The 15,270-nt window shown below is 37.2% G+C and carries 16 protein-coding genes; 14 read left to right on the top strand and 2 right to left on the bottom strand.

What is annotated here, in order from left to right; translation table 11 throughout:
- The first annotated feature begins 231 nt into the window (after positions 1 to 231).
- The 9 genes from NSB28_RS00910 (at position 232) to NSB28_RS00870 (ending at position 7,088) form a co-directional block, all read left to right on the top strand.
- Entirely contained in the window at positions 232 to 939 is a 708-nt protein-coding gene (locus tag NSB28_RS00910; RefSeq protein ID WP_109624628.1) for a lantibiotic protection ABC transporter ATP-binding protein, read from the top strand.
- Positions 936 to 1,658 carry a lantibiotic immunity ABC transporter MutE/EpiE family permease subunit gene (locus tag NSB28_RS00905; protein WP_109624629.1) on the top strand — a complete coding sequence of 241 codons (723 nt, stop codon included), beginning with the start codon at positions 936 to 938 and terminating at the stop codon, positions 1,656 to 1,658. The genes NSB28_RS00910 and NSB28_RS00905 overlap by 4 nt, the downstream gene beginning before the upstream one ends.
- A 1-nt stretch (position 1,659) precedes the next feature.
- Positions 1,660 to 2,412 (top strand): lantibiotic immunity ABC transporter MutG family permease subunit, encoded by a 753-nt coding sequence (locus NSB28_RS00900; protein ID WP_257497363.1) that lies wholly within the window; start codon positions 1,660 to 1,662, stop codon positions 2,410 to 2,412.
- 29 nt (positions 2,413 to 2,441) lie between these two features.
- Entirely contained in the window at positions 2,442 to 3,101 is a 660-nt protein-coding gene (locus tag NSB28_RS00895) for a response regulator transcription factor (RefSeq protein ID WP_109624631.1), read from the top strand.
- On the top strand, positions 3,092 to 4,447 hold the full coding sequence (locus NSB28_RS00890) for a sensor histidine kinase (protein ID WP_109624632.1): 1,356 nt from the start codon (positions 3,092 to 3,094) through the stop codon (positions 4,445 to 4,447). Before NSB28_RS00895 ends, NSB28_RS00890 begins: the two co-directional genes overlap by 10 nt.
- Before the next feature lie 52 nt (positions 4,448 to 4,499).
- Entirely contained in the window at positions 4,500 to 5,018 is a 519-nt protein-coding gene (locus NSB28_RS00885) for a tetratricopeptide repeat protein (RefSeq protein WP_109624633.1), read from the top strand.
- Between the two features lie 70 nt (positions 5,019 to 5,088).
- Entirely contained in the window at positions 5,089 to 5,877 is a 789-nt protein-coding gene (locus NSB28_RS00880; protein WP_109624634.1) for a class I SAM-dependent methyltransferase, read from the top strand.
- 77 nt (positions 5,878 to 5,954) lie between these two features.
- On the top strand, positions 5,955 to 6,443 hold the full coding sequence (locus NSB28_RS00875) for a hypothetical protein (RefSeq protein ID WP_109624635.1): 489 nt from the start codon (positions 5,955 to 5,957) through the stop codon (positions 6,441 to 6,443).
- Positions 6,444 to 6,599: 156 nt separating this feature from the next.
- Entirely contained in the window at positions 6,600 to 7,088 is a 489-nt protein-coding gene (locus NSB28_RS00870) for a hypothetical protein (protein ID WP_148408722.1), read from the top strand.
- A 735-nt stretch (positions 7,089 to 7,823) separates the two neighbouring features.
- Here NSB28_RS00870 and NSB28_RS00865 read toward each other — a convergent pair.
- On the bottom strand, positions 7,824 to 8,495 hold the full coding sequence (locus tag NSB28_RS00865; protein WP_109624637.1) for a DUF5680 domain-containing protein: 672 nt from the start codon (positions 8,493 to 8,495) through the stop codon (positions 7,824 to 7,826).
- Positions 8,496 to 9,349: 854 nt separating this feature from the next.
- Between NSB28_RS00865 and NSB28_RS00860 the strand changes: the two genes are divergently transcribed.
- The 4 genes from NSB28_RS00860 to NSB28_RS00845 all read left to right on the top strand — a co-directional run bounded on the left by NSB28_RS00860 (position 9,350) and on the right by NSB28_RS00845 (position 12,815).
- Positions 9,350 to 10,303: a GNAT family N-acetyltransferase gene (locus NSB28_RS00860; protein WP_109624638.1), complete on the top strand. Its 954-nt coding sequence runs from the start codon at positions 9,350 to 9,352 to the stop codon at positions 10,301 to 10,303.
- A 641-nt stretch (positions 10,304 to 10,944) separates the two neighbouring features.
- Positions 10,945 to 11,277 (top strand): DUF3795 domain-containing protein, encoded by a 333-nt coding sequence (locus NSB28_RS00855; protein ID WP_109624639.1) that lies wholly within the window; start codon positions 10,945 to 10,947, stop codon positions 11,275 to 11,277.
- A gap of 61 nt (positions 11,278 to 11,338) precedes the next feature.
- Complete coding sequence (locus NSB28_RS00850; RefSeq protein WP_109624640.1) at positions 11,339 to 12,094, top strand: class I SAM-dependent methyltransferase; 756 nt, start codon at positions 11,339 to 11,341, stop codon at positions 12,092 to 12,094.
- A 94-nt stretch (positions 12,095 to 12,188) separates the two neighbouring features.
- Positions 12,189 to 12,815 (top strand): CatA-like O-acetyltransferase, family 2, encoded by a 627-nt coding sequence (locus NSB28_RS00845; RefSeq protein WP_109624641.1) that lies wholly within the window; start codon positions 12,189 to 12,191, stop codon positions 12,813 to 12,815.
- A 167-nt stretch (positions 12,816 to 12,982) separates the two neighbouring features.
- Here the strand turns inward: NSB28_RS00845 and NSB28_RS00840 are convergent, their stop codons facing one another.
- Positions 12,983 to 14,221: an AraC family transcriptional regulator gene (locus NSB28_RS00840; RefSeq protein WP_109624642.1), complete on the bottom strand. Its 1,239-nt coding sequence runs from the start codon at positions 14,219 to 14,221 to the stop codon at positions 12,983 to 12,985.
- Positions 14,222 to 14,390: 169 nt separating this feature from the next.
- On the opposite strand from NSB28_RS00840, the gene NSB28_RS00835 reads away from it, so the two are divergent.
- Positions 14,391 to 15,236, top strand: coding sequence for an HAD family hydrolase (locus tag NSB28_RS00835; RefSeq protein WP_109624643.1), 846 nt, complete (start codon positions 14,391 to 14,393; stop codon positions 15,234 to 15,236).
- Positions 15,237 to 15,270 lie beyond the last annotated feature (34 nt).

Here is a 15,270-nt window from a genome sequence, read left to right as displayed (position 1 = left end):
CTTTTTGTCGTTACAGATGAAAATAGCATTAGACTCAAAACAGAAGTTACAACATAGCAGAGGAGGTAGATCATTGATTCATTCCACAGATGCGGGTATCACTGCTCTATGGACGATTTTGGCAGCGGTTATTCGAATGTTAAAGGTTTTTTTAATATTTGCAAATCTCTATGAAATCTTCAAAATTAGTCCTTATAATGAATTTGAGATAAAGAAAGGATATGAAAGATTATGAAAACAATTTTAAAAACAACAAATCTTTGTAAGTCTTTTAAAAATCAAAAGGCAGTAGACAATGTGTCGCTTAGTATTCATGAGAACTCAATATATGGATTACTGGGACCGAATGGAGCAGGAAAATCAACAATCCTAAAAATGATTGTTGGTATATTAAAGCCTACTTCTGGAAAAATTCAAATCGATGACCATGACTGGTGCCGTAATGATTTAAGAAATATCGGTGCTTTAATAGAAATGCCCCCATTGTATGAAAATTTGACCGCATATGAGAACCTAAAGGTTCGTACATTAGCGTTGGGATTGCCAGACACAAGAATTTTAGAGGTTCTTGATATTGTAAATTTAACTGATACAGGCAGGAAAAAAGCAAAGCAATTCTCCTTAGGAATGAAACAACGTCTTGGAATAGCACTTGCTCTATTGCCAAATCCTAAAATTTTAATTTTAGATGAACCGACAAACGGGCTAGATCCGATAGGTATTCAAGAATTACGAGAGTTTATCCGTTCTTTGCCATCTAAAGACATAACAGTAATCTTATCCAGTCATATTTTATCTGAGGTTGAACAAATTGCTGATGAAATTGGTATTATCGCAAATGGAACATTGGGATATGAAAACCAAATTGATAGCAGTGCAAATTTAGAAGATATTTTTATGAATGTTGTTATGAAAACGGAAAGGAGAAATATGAAATGAGTACCTTGATTCGTTCTGAAATTCTAAAAACAAAACATACATTTCCCTTAAGGTTAGTTATTATTTCTCCCCTTTTCACTATTTTATTAGGACTTGTTTTAAGTGGAACATCTGCTCAGCCTGCTTCTTATAATTGGTGGTACGAGATACTGCTTCCTATTACGCTGTCAATTTTGTGTGCAAGCACAATCATTCGTGAAAAGAAAACACATTATCAAAATGTACTATGCTTATCCAGCAGCCGAAACAAAGTATGGCTAAGTAAAATGACAGCGGTAGCTATTTTACTATTGATTTCAAACTTGATAATGTGGATTGGATGTACAATATTAGGGACTGTTGCGGAAACAAAGATTTCAATACTTAATGGTTTTGTCAGTTGCATACTCTTGACAGTAACATATTTATGGCAAATTCCATTTATTATGATGTTATGTAAATTTGGCAGCTATCTGTTCTCAATATTGCTTTCCATTGGCGGGAATGTTATCATATCGCTATTGGGTGCTGAGAAAAACTATTTTCTTATCAACTTATATGCGATTCCCGCAAGAATAGTTTGTCCGTTTTTAGGTATCCATCCTAATGGACTGGCTATAGAAACAGGCTCTTACTTATTGGATAAAGGAATTGTTTTTCCGGCGTTGTTCATTAGTTTAGTGACAGCTGCTTTATTAACAATACTTTCCTCTAAATTATTGTCAAATGAGGTTAAATAAAATGGTTGATTTCATTAGATATACGAAAAGTGATTTGTACAAGCTAAAATATTCCAGCTTTTATTTCATACACCTCGCTTTACCAATCTGTGGAGTTGGTTTACTTCTTTTGTATACAGCATTTTCCTCAATAAGTGAATTAAATGTAGTATCATCGTTCTTTCAAATTTTTGCAATATGTTATCCTTTTGTCATTGCCATTGTTTGTAATATAGTTGAAGAACAGGAAATGGGTGCAGGATATTCTCAAAATCTGCTTACACTTCCTCATAGGGGATTTGCAGTTTTATCAAAATTTCTTATCCTTATAACCTTTGGGTTTTTAGCAATGATAGGGAGTGCCGCTCTTTTCTATATATTGCTCCCTATTTTTAGAGATACTGCAGCACTTTCCATTGAAATTTTTCTATTTCCTGCCTTGGTCTTATGGTCTGCCAACATTATGTTTTATGCAGTTTATTTCATGATATCTTTTAGGTTTGGCAAAAACACTTGTATAGGATTGGGTGCTGTTGGCAGTCTATTGGCAGCATTATTGCAAACGGGATTAGGAACAGGGATTTGGTTTGTCATACCATATGGAATTGGTATTCATCTGAGTGATTATGCTTTAAATTATGCATTACGTATAGAAGCTATACAAAATGCAGAAATAACCACCGCTATAGTGATTTGTATTGTATTAACAGTTTTATTGGTAATCCTCTTAATGATTTGGTTTAGAAAATATAGTGGTAAACATACAGTGGAATAAAAACTTAAAACAAGAAATGGGGTGTTTATATGGCAAATATTTTAGTGATAGATGATGAAGCAGCAATGTTACATCTTATAGAAAGAATACTTGAAAAAGATAAGCACAATGTAACTCTATGTAAAGATGCCAAAAATGTTTTAAATTTTGACTTTAGAAAATTTGATTTGATTTTATTGGATATTATGATGCCAGAAATAAACGGGTTCGAGGTCTGTGAAAAGATTCGTTTTTATGTTGATTGCCCAATTATTTTTTTGACAGCAAAGACGCAAGAAATAGATATTATTAGGGGCTTGGGCATAGGTGGAGATGATTATATTACAAAACCCTTTAGTGCAAGTGAATTACAGGCTCGTATCAATGCACATTTACGCAGAGATACCAGAGAAAAAAAGTATTCCGTATTGATTTCGGGAGTGACCTTTTTACTGAATGCAAAAGAAATTAGGATAGATTCAACAAAAGTGCCGCTTACAAAAAGTGAATATGAAATTTGTGAGTATTTAGCATTAAACAGAGGTCAGGTGTTTTCAAGAGAACAAATTTATGAGGCAATATTCGGATTTGACGGAGAAAGTGACGATACAGTAATTGCCACCCATATTAAAAATATTCGTAATAAATTATCGGAATTTGATATATCCCCTATAGAAACGGTTTGGGGGTGCGGTTATAAATGGGTGTAAAAAAACTACGAACTATTTTTATGAGATATATTTTATTAGTCGCCTGTGGTATTATTTTAATAGGTGCTGTCAATATTGGAACATATATGTTTTGTGTGAATACAGATGTTATAGTCCCAACCGTAAAAATTGATGAAGAAATCAGTGATGCCAGCGATAAGTTAAAAAACTCCAAAGAATTAGATTTCACTGATGTTCCGTTTTTTTGTGAATACTCTCTTTTTTCAAAAAATGGAAATTTAGAAAAAAGCTCTCTTGAAACTAAAACTGCTAAATCATTTTGGAATATAAATATCCTTAATCACAAAGACAGTGAACGCCCATATCGCTATAAAACGATTGATCGCGGCAATGAAATACTAATTTTGCGTTATCGCATTGCATCGCAATTTAAAAATGAGATGTTAAGAAGTTTCTTCCCTGTTGCAGATATACCTGTCTTAATTATAGCTTTCATTGAAATGATTGCTTTATTGATTTTTGTGTCACACTTGTTCGGTAAATATACAGGGGGTAAAATTCGGAAATTACTTATCGTGACTCAGAAGATAGAGGAACAAGATTTAGATTTCACAGTAAATAATAGTGGTATTTTTGAAATCAATGAAGCTCTAAAAGCATTAGAGCACATGAAAAATGAATTAAAGAAATCACTTATGGCCCAATGGAAAGCAGATAAAATACAACAAGAACAAATATCTGCACTTGCACATGATTTAAAAACGCCTTTAACCATTCTGCGCGGAAACACAGAATTATTGTATGATACAGAGCTTGTGGATAAACAAAAAGAATGTGCTGATTATATTATGAGCAGTTATGAAAAAATGTACAATTACGTGCAAATTTTAATTGATGTCACAAAATCTAAAATCCCACTTTCTTTTTCATTAGAGCAAACGAAAATTGCTGAAATTTTAAAGGAAGTGAAAGTAAACGTGAAAGGCTTATGTGCCGTAAAAAATATTACTTTAAAATGGAATGAAGATTATAACACTGATTATATTCTTGCAGATAAAGAACAGTTGTTAAGAGCCGTCTTGAATGTCGCTTCAAATGCTGTTGATTATACACCAGATAACGGTAATATTTTGTTTGATATTTATGAAGATATTCAGTATTTCAACATTGCTGTTTCTGATACGGGAAAGGGATTTTCTCCGGAGGCCTTGAAACGTGCAAAGGAACAATTTTATATGGGTGATAACAGCCGGACTTCTGGTATACATTATGGAATGGGGCTGTATATTACAAATACGATTATCAAACAACATAAAGGGCAGTTATTACTTGATAATTCTGTTGAAACTCATGGAGCAAAGGTTACTGTACAAATCCCTTTGTAGCGAATGAGTGAAGCATTCAAAAATCCATTTATGTGATTGAGGAGGATATCATATGTCATCAGGAAAACCGGTTGTGCGTCAAATCGCGTGGCTGTCAATAGTTCCACAGCTTTTTATAATGGGGATACTGGTTTTAATTTTTCATACATTTATAAAACCTTTTAAGTCCGCACTCATACTTGCCATGATAACTTATTTGGCAGTTTCTTTAATATTGCGTAGCTGTGTTCCGCATCATCACAGAAAAGGTATTTTATTATATAAGCAGGGAAATTATCTGAAAGCTATTGAAGAGTTTAAAAAAAGCTATAATTTCTTTTGCAGGCATACTTGGATTGATAAATACCGCTGTATCACATTACTATCTTCCAGTAGATCTTCCTATACGGAAATGGCATTGCTGAATATTGCTTTTTGCTATGCGCAAGCTAAAAATGCAAAGCTTTCAAAGGAGTATTATCAAAAGGTACTTGAGTTTTTTCCTGAAAGTGAGATGGCTAAAAGCGCATTAAATATGATATCTTCGTTTGAATGTGAAGATGATGATATTGAGAATGAATCTGTACTATAAAATGAACATTATATAAGATTTGTAACATCTGGTTTATTTCTAAAAAATTATAATTTGGAGGTGCGCAGACATGAATATAACAGATAAAAATATTGATGGTGGGAAAGCTTTTGACTGGGGAAAAACTTCGGCGGATTATGCAAGATTTCGGGATATTTATCCGCAGGAATTTTATGATAGGATCATAAGCCGTAAATTATGTATAAATGGTCAAAAGGTACTTGATATGGGAACCGGGACCGGAGTTCTGCCCAGGAATATGTACCGCTATGGAGCAAAATGGACAGGTACAGACATATCCGTAAATCAAATTGAGCAGGCAAAAATTCTTTCAGAGGGAATGGATATCGATTACTATGCATTATCAGCAGAAAATGTGGATTTTTCAGATGAGTCATTTGATGTAATTACTGCATGTCAATGTTTCTGGTATTTCAACCACGAGGAAACTGTGTCTAAGTTTTATCGGATGCTAAAGCCAAACGGACGTATTCTTGTCTTGTATATGGCCTGGCTGCCTTACGAAGATAAAATTGCAGGAGCAAGCGAAAAACTTGTGCTGAAATATAGTCCAAAGTGGAGCGGTGCAGGGGAGACGGTTCATCCAATATTTATACCTGACTGTTATAATGAAAAATTTGAATTAGTTTTTCATGAGGAATATCCTTTATATGTACATTTCACTCGAGAAAGCTGGAATGGAAGAATGAAAGCCTGCCGGGGAATTGGTGCTTCACTTACGGAAGAAGAAATTGCCATGTGGGAACAAGAACATAAAAGATTACTTACCGAAAATGCACCTGATGAGTTCGATGTTTTGCATTATTGTGCCATGGCTGAACTTAAAAAGAAGCAGTGACTCAATTCCCGCACTCCAACAAGCAGAAAGGGATGGGGTGTCAATAGTGAATTGTCCTAATACGAGGAGGGGATGAGTTGAAATATACATATCGGGATGAATATTATTATGGGTATTTAGAAGACCGTGTCAGTATTGCACATATTGTAATTTGGACTGCATTAGGGATGTATGCAGATGATTTTCTTTTATTGAGGATTGTATTTTTTTGTTTGGCAGCAGCTTTCGGTATTAATGGCTATAGGATTGCAACAAAGAGATATAAGAAGGCAATGGCAATCCGGCATAAGATGATGGAGCGGGGATATCGCTGCATTGGTAAGGTCATTAATGCTGGCGGGGAAAAAGAGAATGTTGAGCATGAATACTACGATGATGATGGAATAAAAAAAGATTTTAATACAACAAGGCCGAATTACTGGATTGAAGTTGAATACACTGACAGTAAAGATGGACAGGTGAAACGGGCACGGGCAGAGCGCTTCGGAAAGAAAACAAAATCTTTGATCGGAAGAAGAGCAGATGTGTATCTCTACAATGGAAGTATATATATAGACATTCCTTAGGGGTAAAATGAAACCTGTCATTGATGGAGGAAAGTGGTGGAATGGCCAGGAGTGTAATATCGTACAAGAATTCTGATTTTTATTGTACTATAATAAATAATTCATAAGATGTAGATTTATAAATGACAGAGAAAAATGATGGATGGGGGTGGTTTTATGAAAGATTTAATCGCTATTGTTTTGTTCTTTGCGATCACAGTGACGTATATCGTTATTGTTGGAATCATTCAGCATAAGTTGACGAAACGGCTGAAAGGAAAAGGGCAGCAGTTCAAGGAAGAAGCGGAGCAGGATGGAAGGAAGGTAACCGCTTATTTAGATCATTATGATGAACTACATGTTCAGAATTATGACGAAAAAACCGAACAATTTTCCAGTGGAGAAACTGAATATATTGCCACCTATTATTATGTAGCTCCAAATGGTAAAAAGTATAAAATGCACGAACTTGACTGCCATTTTAAGTGCATCCCCAGTGAGGAAAGGACTCTCTACCTGCATCCGCGGAATTATCACAAATACTATAAGGGAAATATGTCATTGGGTAAACATCCAAACATATTTATGGTATTTACCGTAATCTGCTGGATAGGGCTTTACTATTGGATCATGACGGTTTTTGTTGCGCCTGTTCTCCTGCATTAGATTTCCAAAAGAGGAAAGGGAGTAACCATGAAAAAAAACATTGCAACAAAACAGATCACGCACTGGCAGAAACTTGACAGGCTGGTTTTCCTTGTACCGCTATTTGTATTCTTTTTCTTATAGGCTGCCTTAGTGGCTGCCTGATGCCGTTTCTTCTTTTTCTGGGGATGGGGATAGCCGCAGTCCAAATTGAAAAGAGCGGCTGGCTGGACAAAGCAGAGGGTTTTCTGTCGGCAGCTCCACAATCTTTTGGTATTGAACAAATGAACTATCTTTTATCATCGCCGGATATGGTGATTGGAATTGCTTTGAGAGCTTTTTTGTGATATCGTTTTTGGCAATTCTGCTGCTGCCTATTTCTGCGGTGCTTCGTATGATACTATCTGCATCGAAAAAAATCCTGTGGTTAAAGCGGACGGATACAGGCGAGCTTTTGACAGCTCAGATTTCCGGTCTGAAAAATTTTCTTCATGACTTCTCTAACCTAGCGGAAGCGGAGAAATAGCAGCTTATTCTTTGGGATGATTTTTTGATATATGCTGTGGTACTTGAAGAAAATGAGCGCATCATAGAAGACATTTTCAGGATGAAAGATTTGCGGTATCGAAATTTTATATTAACTTCTTATAAGTCTTTATAACGGAGCGGCAAAGCCCTTGTAAATCAAAGTTTTTCTCCACTTTTGCTTAAATCCTGCGTTATAAATCTCCCCCACAAAATTCAAATTTGTAGATTCTAATTTGTTGTTCCACCATGAAAATAACACTCATAAACTTTCTCTGTATTACAATAGATTTCTTCATATCCTTGAAACCATGTAAAATCACCAACCACATTGCATTTATATGTATATTCCCCTGATTGATAATACTCTGGTCCACGATATGGCATTTTCATATCTGCTTTTCTTAATGCTTCTTTTAAAAAATCTCCACTAAACTGCTGACCTAACACTTGTCCACAATAATTCATCGCATACTGCACATTATCTTTATGCCATATTACCTCTTCACCAGCGAATTTCTCTCCGCCAACGTATGTATCATGATACATATAAGGGGCATTAGTATAGGTAAAATCGTGGGAGTTCAATCTGGTCGGTGACGTTTCATTCATATATGCAGCATATGTATTCACATTTGCCTCTAATCGGAACAAAATCAACCGTTCAATATCCTTATCTTGTGTATCTGTAATATTCAGACTACATTCCTGTTCTTTCACTAGATAGTCAACAGTAATATTAAAAAAATTACTTATACCTATAAGATTTGTTATGTCAGGATATGTATGTCCTGCCTCCCATTTTGCTACAGCTTGTCTTGAAACGGATAATTTTTCTGAAAGTTCTTCTTGAGTTAGTCCATTATTTTTGCGTATCATTTGCAATTTTTCTGAAAACATCATTTTCACCTCCATATCAATAATATATCAGGGATAAATGTTCCACAATAAACCAGTAGTTGCTAAATTGCTACTATCACTATATAAATGTCTATTTATCACTCTTCCATAAAATGTCGATTATCTCTTGCGGGCATAACTTTTATATCACTTTAATAATACCGTATTTCTATCAATATTTCCACAATGCCTTATGGGCACCCAGTTAGGAAATAGACAAAGGGTTTGGGATACTCCCAACAAGCAGATCGCAGCAGGCACAAAGCGTGTATTGAGATTGGCAGGTTATTCTACTATTTTTTATTGATTAAGATCCACTTTAACGCCTTACAAGCGTTCATAAGTGTTTATAAGTATCGCCGCAAGTGGCTTAAATCAAAGGCTTTTGCATATCTTCTTATTTCTCGTTATATCTCCTTACAGCATGGTTTTGGAAGTCGGGCACCATTTGGGCACCACGAGCTTCCGTGGAACATTTTTCAATTATCAGTTTTGTTCCATTTCTTTCCGACCCTTTCAGTGTAACTTTTGGAATAGCAAGCATAGGAAGAGGGTACCCTCTTCTCAAAAATTACTTGTTGGGAAGTATCCCAAGCCCTCTCTGAAATTTGCGAATGGCTATCCAGTGTAAGTTTATAAAATAGCATAGAACTATTCTTGTATGTATGGTATAATTTCCAATAAATTAATAGAGAAAAGCGTATGTTTTGTAGTAACACAATATCACAAGATTTTCTTGTGTTCATATAGATAATTTCACACAAAGGAGTTGATGTAATATGAGAAATAATATTAGTTACATTCCAATGTGGAGGGTGACTATACTTTAACTCTCCACCAATTGAAAGAGGTATAGTATGGAAATTAAAGATTTTGAAAGACAACATATTGATGAAGCAAAAGCAATCGCTCATGCGTGTTATGATGAAGAACAACAAGCTGTAAAGGCTTTACCAACAGTAAGTGACATTCCTGACTTAAGCGATTTTGCGGAGAACGGATTAGGCATAGCGGCATTCGATGGCGGAGATATGGTAGGTTTTTTAAATTGTTATTCACCCTTTGATAATGCATTTGGTTCCACGGATGTGAAAGGAGTTTTTTCTCCCATGGGCGCGCACGCAGCAGTTTCTACGAACCGTTCAAAAATTTATGCGGCCATGTATCAAGCTGCGGGTGCAAAGTGGGTAAGGGCTGGAGCCGTTTCTCATGCAATTTGCCTATACGCCCATGATGAAGAGCTGCAACGGCAATTTTATTGTTATGGTTTCGGACTGCGCTGTATGGATGCCGTTCGCCCCATGGAATTGATTGACTGCAAACCTTGTGCAGGTTATGACTTTTCCGAAATATCAAAAGATGATTATCATTTTATCTATCCGCTTGACTTGGCATTAAACCGCCATTGCCAACAAAGTCCGTTCTTTATGAATCGCAAGCCCGAAACACGGGAGGAATTTATGGTATCCTCTTTGAAAGAGGGTGCACGGTATTTTGCGGCGAAACAGAACAGTAAGTTTTGTGCATTTTTGAAAATTGCAGCTTCGGGGGAAACATTCATTGCAACCGGAGATACCTATCGTCATATTAATAGTGCGTATTGCCTACCGGAGCACAGAGGCAAGGGTGTATATCAAAATTTGTTGAACTTCACAATATCTACACTGAAAGCAGAAGGCTATACTCAACTTGGAGTAGACTTTGAAAGCTTCAACCCTACTGCCTACGGATTTTGGCTAAAATACTTTACGGCCTACTCTCATGGCGTAGTACGGAGAATTGACGAACGGATTATGCAACTCAGATTATAGACAAGTAGCAGAATCAGCGACCCTTGTCAATGATAAAATGAACGGCTTTGCCGTCTTTGACAAGTCCATCTGCCCCTGATCATTTGTAATTAAGAGGGTGAAAGCTAAGAGTGCTTTCGCCCTCTTACTATAATAGGAATATAGTCACACAGTAGGAGCCGATACGGCTTGATTTAAGCGGCTTTCAAAGCGCGAAGAACACATGGTAAGGGTTCTATACTCCTATATCCTTCAAATTGCCATTCCATTGCGTAACAGGAATGACGGATGAATTTCTGAATTTTAAGGCTTGATTTTCCCATGTCTTTTTATAATTTTTTATTCGTCTTTATATGCTTTCGCGAAATCCGGGCACCATTTGGGCACCAAAGCGTCAAAAAATCAACCGTAAACGCACACAGTAAATCACTATAAATCCAGCAGCCATGTGGGTTTGCAGTTTTCTTACTTGTATGGATACGAGAAATGCAACACTATTTTTTATTACAGTGAAGAAATAAGTCTGTGCTAAATCATGAGCAGCTGGATATACCCCCTTCAATGATATACTTATATTTTGATATGATGTATAATTAGTTTTATCATACATACTGTGGTAGAAAGCTTAATTCAAAAAAATAAATTGTTGGAGGTACATAACTATGAAGGATAAGATTGCATTCTGCGGATTGGACTGTGAAAAATGTGACGCATATATTGCAACGATTAATGATGATCAGGCGCTGCGTGAGAAAACTGCAAAACTTTGGGCTGAGTTAAATAATGCACCCATTCTGCCTGAACATATCAACTGTGAGGGGTGTCGTGCTGATGGAGCAAAAACTGTATACTGTGATAGTTTTTGCGGTATTCGTCAGTGCGCATTGAAAAAAGGTGTGGCCACATGTGGTGACTGCCTGGAAATGGAAAAGTGTGAAACGCTCGGAATGATCATCTCAAATAGTCCCGATGCTCTAAAGAATCTGAAAGGATAAACTGGAGGATTATTTATTGGGGAAAAATTGAATTTGTAAACGAAAAGAGGAATTGAATATTATGAATATAGAAAACAGCATTATGGCTACAAAGCAAGGATTTGAAGATAGTTTTAATTCGGGGGATTATTACAATAAGCAGACACAAGATGGACATCATTTGAAAAACATTCTTGATTTCTTGCCATTTAAAGCGGACATGAAGATTTTAGATTTAGGTACAGGAAGTGGCTATTTGTCTTTTCCTATTGCAAAAAAATATCCAAATATATCTGTCATTGGAGTGGATATTGTTGAAAGGGCATTAGAAGTCAATCGTTTTAAGGCAAAAGAAGAAAATGTCCAAAACATTAGTTTTATAACCTATGATGGTGTTAACTTTCCATTTGCTGATAATGAGTTTGACATGGTTATTTCCAGATATGCGTTACATCATTTTCCAGATATACAAAAAAGTATTTCTGAGATCAGCCGTGTTATTAAATCAGATGGCTTCTTGTTTATTTCAGACCCTACACCTAACGTCAATGATACCAGCCGATTTGTTGACGGATACATGCAGCAAAAAAAAGATGGTCATATTAAGTTTTATACAAAAGACGAATGGTTACAAATATGCGGAAAGAATGGGCTGCGATTCGAAAAATCTTTTGACAGCACTATTCGGTTTCCGAGGAAAAAAGATACAGCTTATGGATTTGATGAATTATTAAAGAAACATGATAAAGAGATTATTGATAGTTATGAACTTGAAGTAGTGGGAAATGAAATATATATAACTGAACGGGTTAATAATATTTTATTTTGTAAACAATAAATCCCGGTTTGTAGGGGGGATTTAAATTTGCCCACATATTGGGGGCAGCGATAATATACTTTATTGGTTTGAAAAAAGCGAAAGGGCTAGTATAATGAGTGTAAGAGAAGTAAATCCTAAAGATACAGCAAGAGCCTCGGCATATGAGCTATGGATGAAAGCTCTGAATCCGATGGTCACATTTTTTAAGACCTACGACGTGATGCCGTTAATTAAAGCAAGCAAAAGTCATGGCATGAAGTTCAATATGCTGCTAGATTTCTGTATTGGTAAAGCGGCAGTGTCTGTAAAAGAATTTTATCTGCTGCCTGTGGGAGATAAGCTGATGCAGTATGATAAAATCGCTGTCAATACCATTGTTGCAAATAAAGACGGGGAAGTCAGTTCCTGCGATATTGCATTTACGGATGACTTAGAAAAATTCAATGCTGATTATCTGCAATATACAAAAGAGGTACATGATACCTGTACCGACCATGACCTGTCTGAGAATTATATGATTATTGGCACATCTGCGATTGTGAATGTAGAGTTAGATGGCGCTGTGGGTATGAATAGTGGTATTTTCAATAATCCATTTATTATATGGGGAAAATACCGCATTGATGGCGATAAGGCACTTTTGTCTATCTCGTTTCAGTTCCACCATACGCAAATGGATGGTGCACACGCAGGTAAATTTTTAAAAAACCTGCAGGATGAAATTGAGAATATGAGATAAAGTAATAATATCCGTTGAGTGCTATTGGCATCAATCGCAGACACAGCAAAAACAGATCTGGAAGATTATCTCGTGATGATCCAAAGCTTAAAAAAGCCTGGATTTCACGAGATAATTTCATTTCCGGGGTTGAAAGGTTAAAAACTAGAATTAAACGACAACCCTTTTTAAGGCTGCTCCGGATGCAGGATGGACTTTTGGTACTGCTTCGGCGACATGCCAAGGAAACGCCGGAACATTCGTATAAAATAATTGATATCGTTGTATCCGCAGGAAGCGGCAATGGTTGTGATTGACAGGGAAGAGGCATTAATCAGTGTGACTGCCCTGCGTATACGTACCTGATGAATATAATTAGTCAGGGTTATCCCGGTTTCTTTTTTAAAGAGACCGGAGAGGTAGTTTTTACTCATACTGAACATTTCCGCAAAAAATGCGAGGCTTAAATCTTCCGCATAGTGAAAGTCGATATAGGAAATGACTTCTTTCACAACCTTAGAGTAGCCGGTCATGGAATGATTTTTCACCATCAGGCAGTATTTGCGCAGCATATCTGCAGAGAGGTGATCCAGCGCTCTTTCTGTACGCGCTTCATTGATCAGGATGGCAAATTTCCCGGAAAGGTCATCGATATAAAGAGGGGGCACCCCTCCCGATTCCACGGCCTTGCGAAAGAGTGTATTCAGGATAATGACCCCATGCCTTTTATTCTGCAGGGCATTGTCTGATCTGGGCCGAAGCTGGAAGGTCTGGAACTTTTGGTATAATTCATGAGCCTTCTTGTCATCACCTGCGGAGATGGCAGCCAGCATCTGGTTCTCCACCTCGTAACGCTCTTCAATCGTACTGACAGAAATCTGCGGCCTCTCGCGCAGCTTTAAAATCATGGGGGAGTTTTCCATATGAAATTCATTCTTGTCGGGCAAGTGTGTAACTGTATATTCTGTGTGAAACAGTCCCTGTGACAGGTTCAGGACGAGGGACTCAAAACTCTCCATATCAGGGAGTACCGGCGTGGAGCCATAAAAAAGCCGGATGTCTTGATACAACTGGTCCGGAATGTGCATCCGCTCCATAATCTGCTGTACCTGTTCCTCTGGCGGTCTGCTTTCAAGATAAGGGCCAATCACAAAATGAGGAGATTCGTAATCATACAAATACTGGGAAGGGATATGCAGGAGTATGTGAAACATACCGAAAGCATCTTCATACCGGACGAGCCTGCCTGGAGTTATGTACTGTTCCAAAAAAACCTGAAGGGTCTGATAATTGTAGTCCTCATAAAGACGAAGGCGCAAGCCGTTGTCAGTCTGGGAAAGATTTGAGTTATCTTTGAAGATTACACAGCAGCCTACATTGCAGGCTGTGACAGCCTGATAAAAGAGATCCAGTTGTTTATGTTCCATAGTTTGCCACCTCGAAAAGGGAATATATCATTCGTCAAAATAAGACAAAATAGTTTTTATATATAAAATAGCATAATATTGTGCTAAAAACAATGGATATTATTATTCTTTTATAGAGGGAAAACAGGTATGCTAATTACATCAGAAGAGAAAGAGAGGACATGAAACAATGAGGAATCCCTTTTCGGATTTTAGTAAAAAGAAAGAATATCTTGTCTGCATTGATTCGGACGGATGTGCCATAGACAGTATGGATATCAAACATATCCGCTGTTTTGGTCCGTGTATGGTAACAGAATGGGGACTGGATGCACACAGGGAGGAGATCCTGAAGCGCTGGAATCAGGTAAACCTCTATTCTATGACAAGAGGGATCAACCGTTTCAGGGGTCTTGCTGCGGCTCTTGAGGAAGCGGACCGGCTATATACAAAGATCGAAGATGTACAGACATTTGTAAAATGGACGGAGGATTCCGATGAGTTGTCTAATGCAGCGCTTGAACAGGCGATTGGCGAAACGGGCAGTATTTGTATGAAAAAGGCACTGAACTGGTCGCAGGAAGTAAATAAAGCAATCACAGAACTGCCGAAAGAGGATATCAAACCCTTTGGCCATGTTCAGGACGTCATCAAGAAACTTCATGAGACCTGTGATATTGCTATTGTATCCTCGGCCAATTATGAGGCTGTGAGAGAAGAATGGACGAGATTTAAACTTCTCACACATGTAGATGTGCTTCTGGCGCAGAATGCGGGATCCAAGAAAAGCTGTATTGAAAGGCTGCTGGCTTATGGGTATGTGAGAGAACATGTCCTGATGGCAGGAGATGCGCCGGGAGACATGGATGCGGCACAATCAAACGGCGTCCTGTATTATCCGATTCTCGTATCCCGTGAGTCCGAAAGTTGGGAACAACTCGAGGCCGCAGTAGAAAGGATGAAAAACAATACATTCCAGGGTAAATATCAGAAGGGACTGATACAGCAGTTTGTAGACAACCTGACGAGGCCATAACAAATAAGAAGAAAGAAACAGATGAAACATATTC

It is taken from the genome of Murimonas intestini, assembly GCF_024622195.1.
In the GTDB taxonomy this organism is placed as follows: Bacteria; Bacillota; Clostridia; order Lachnospirales; family Lachnospiraceae; genus Murimonas; species Murimonas intestini.
The sequence above is the reverse complement of the archived record's forward strand: the minus strand, read 5'-3'. Positions and strand labels throughout refer to the sequence as shown.

Excerpts from the sequence above, each read along its gene's own strand:
- NSB28_RS00910 (WP_109624628.1), top strand. The coding sequence starts at position 232 with ATGAAAACAATTTTAAAAACAACAAATCTTTGTAAGTCTTTTAAAAAT.
- NSB28_RS00905 (WP_109624629.1), top strand. The coding sequence starts at position 936 with ATGAGTACCTTGATTCGTTCTGAAATTCTAAAAACAAAACATACATTT.
- NSB28_RS00900 (WP_257497363.1), top strand. The coding sequence starts at position 1,660 with ATGGTTGATTTCATTAGATATACGAAAAGTGATTTGTACAAGCTAAAA.
- NSB28_RS00895 (WP_109624631.1), top strand. The coding sequence starts at position 2,442 with ATGGCAAATATTTTAGTGATAGATGATGAAGCAGCAATGTTACATCTT.
- NSB28_RS00890 (WP_109624632.1), top strand. The coding sequence starts at position 3,092 with ATGGGTGTAAAAAAACTACGAACTATTTTTATGAGATATATTTTATTA.
- NSB28_RS00885 (WP_109624633.1), top strand. The coding sequence starts at position 4,500 with ATGTCATCAGGAAAACCGGTTGTGCGTCAAATCGCGTGGCTGTCAATA.
- NSB28_RS00880 (WP_109624634.1), top strand. The coding sequence starts at position 5,089 with ATGAATATAACAGATAAAAATATTGATGGTGGGAAAGCTTTTGACTGG.
- NSB28_RS00870 (WP_148408722.1), top strand. The coding sequence starts at position 6,600 with ATGAAAGATTTAATCGCTATTGTTTTGTTCTTTGCGATCACAGTGACG.
- NSB28_RS00865 (WP_109624637.1), bottom strand. The coding sequence starts at position 8,495 with ATGATGTTTTCAGAAAAATTGCAAATGATACGCAAAAATAATGGACTA.
- NSB28_RS00860 (WP_109624638.1), top strand. The coding sequence starts at position 9,350 with ATGGAAATTAAAGATTTTGAAAGACAACATATTGATGAAGCAAAAGCA.
- NSB28_RS00855 (WP_109624639.1), top strand. The coding sequence starts at position 10,945 with ATGAAGGATAAGATTGCATTCTGCGGATTGGACTGTGAAAAATGTGAC.
- NSB28_RS00850 (WP_109624640.1), top strand. The coding sequence starts at position 11,339 with ATGAATATAGAAAACAGCATTATGGCTACAAAGCAAGGATTTGAAGAT.
- NSB28_RS00845 (WP_109624641.1), top strand. The coding sequence starts at position 12,189 with ATGAGTGTAAGAGAAGTAAATCCTAAAGATACAGCAAGAGCCTCGGCA.
- NSB28_RS00840 (WP_109624642.1), bottom strand. The coding sequence starts at position 14,221 with ATGGAACATAAACAACTGGATCTCTTTTATCAGGCTGTCACAGCCTGC.
- NSB28_RS00835 (WP_109624643.1), top strand. The coding sequence starts at position 14,391 with ATGAGGAATCCCTTTTCGGATTTTAGTAAAAAGAAAGAATATCTTGTC.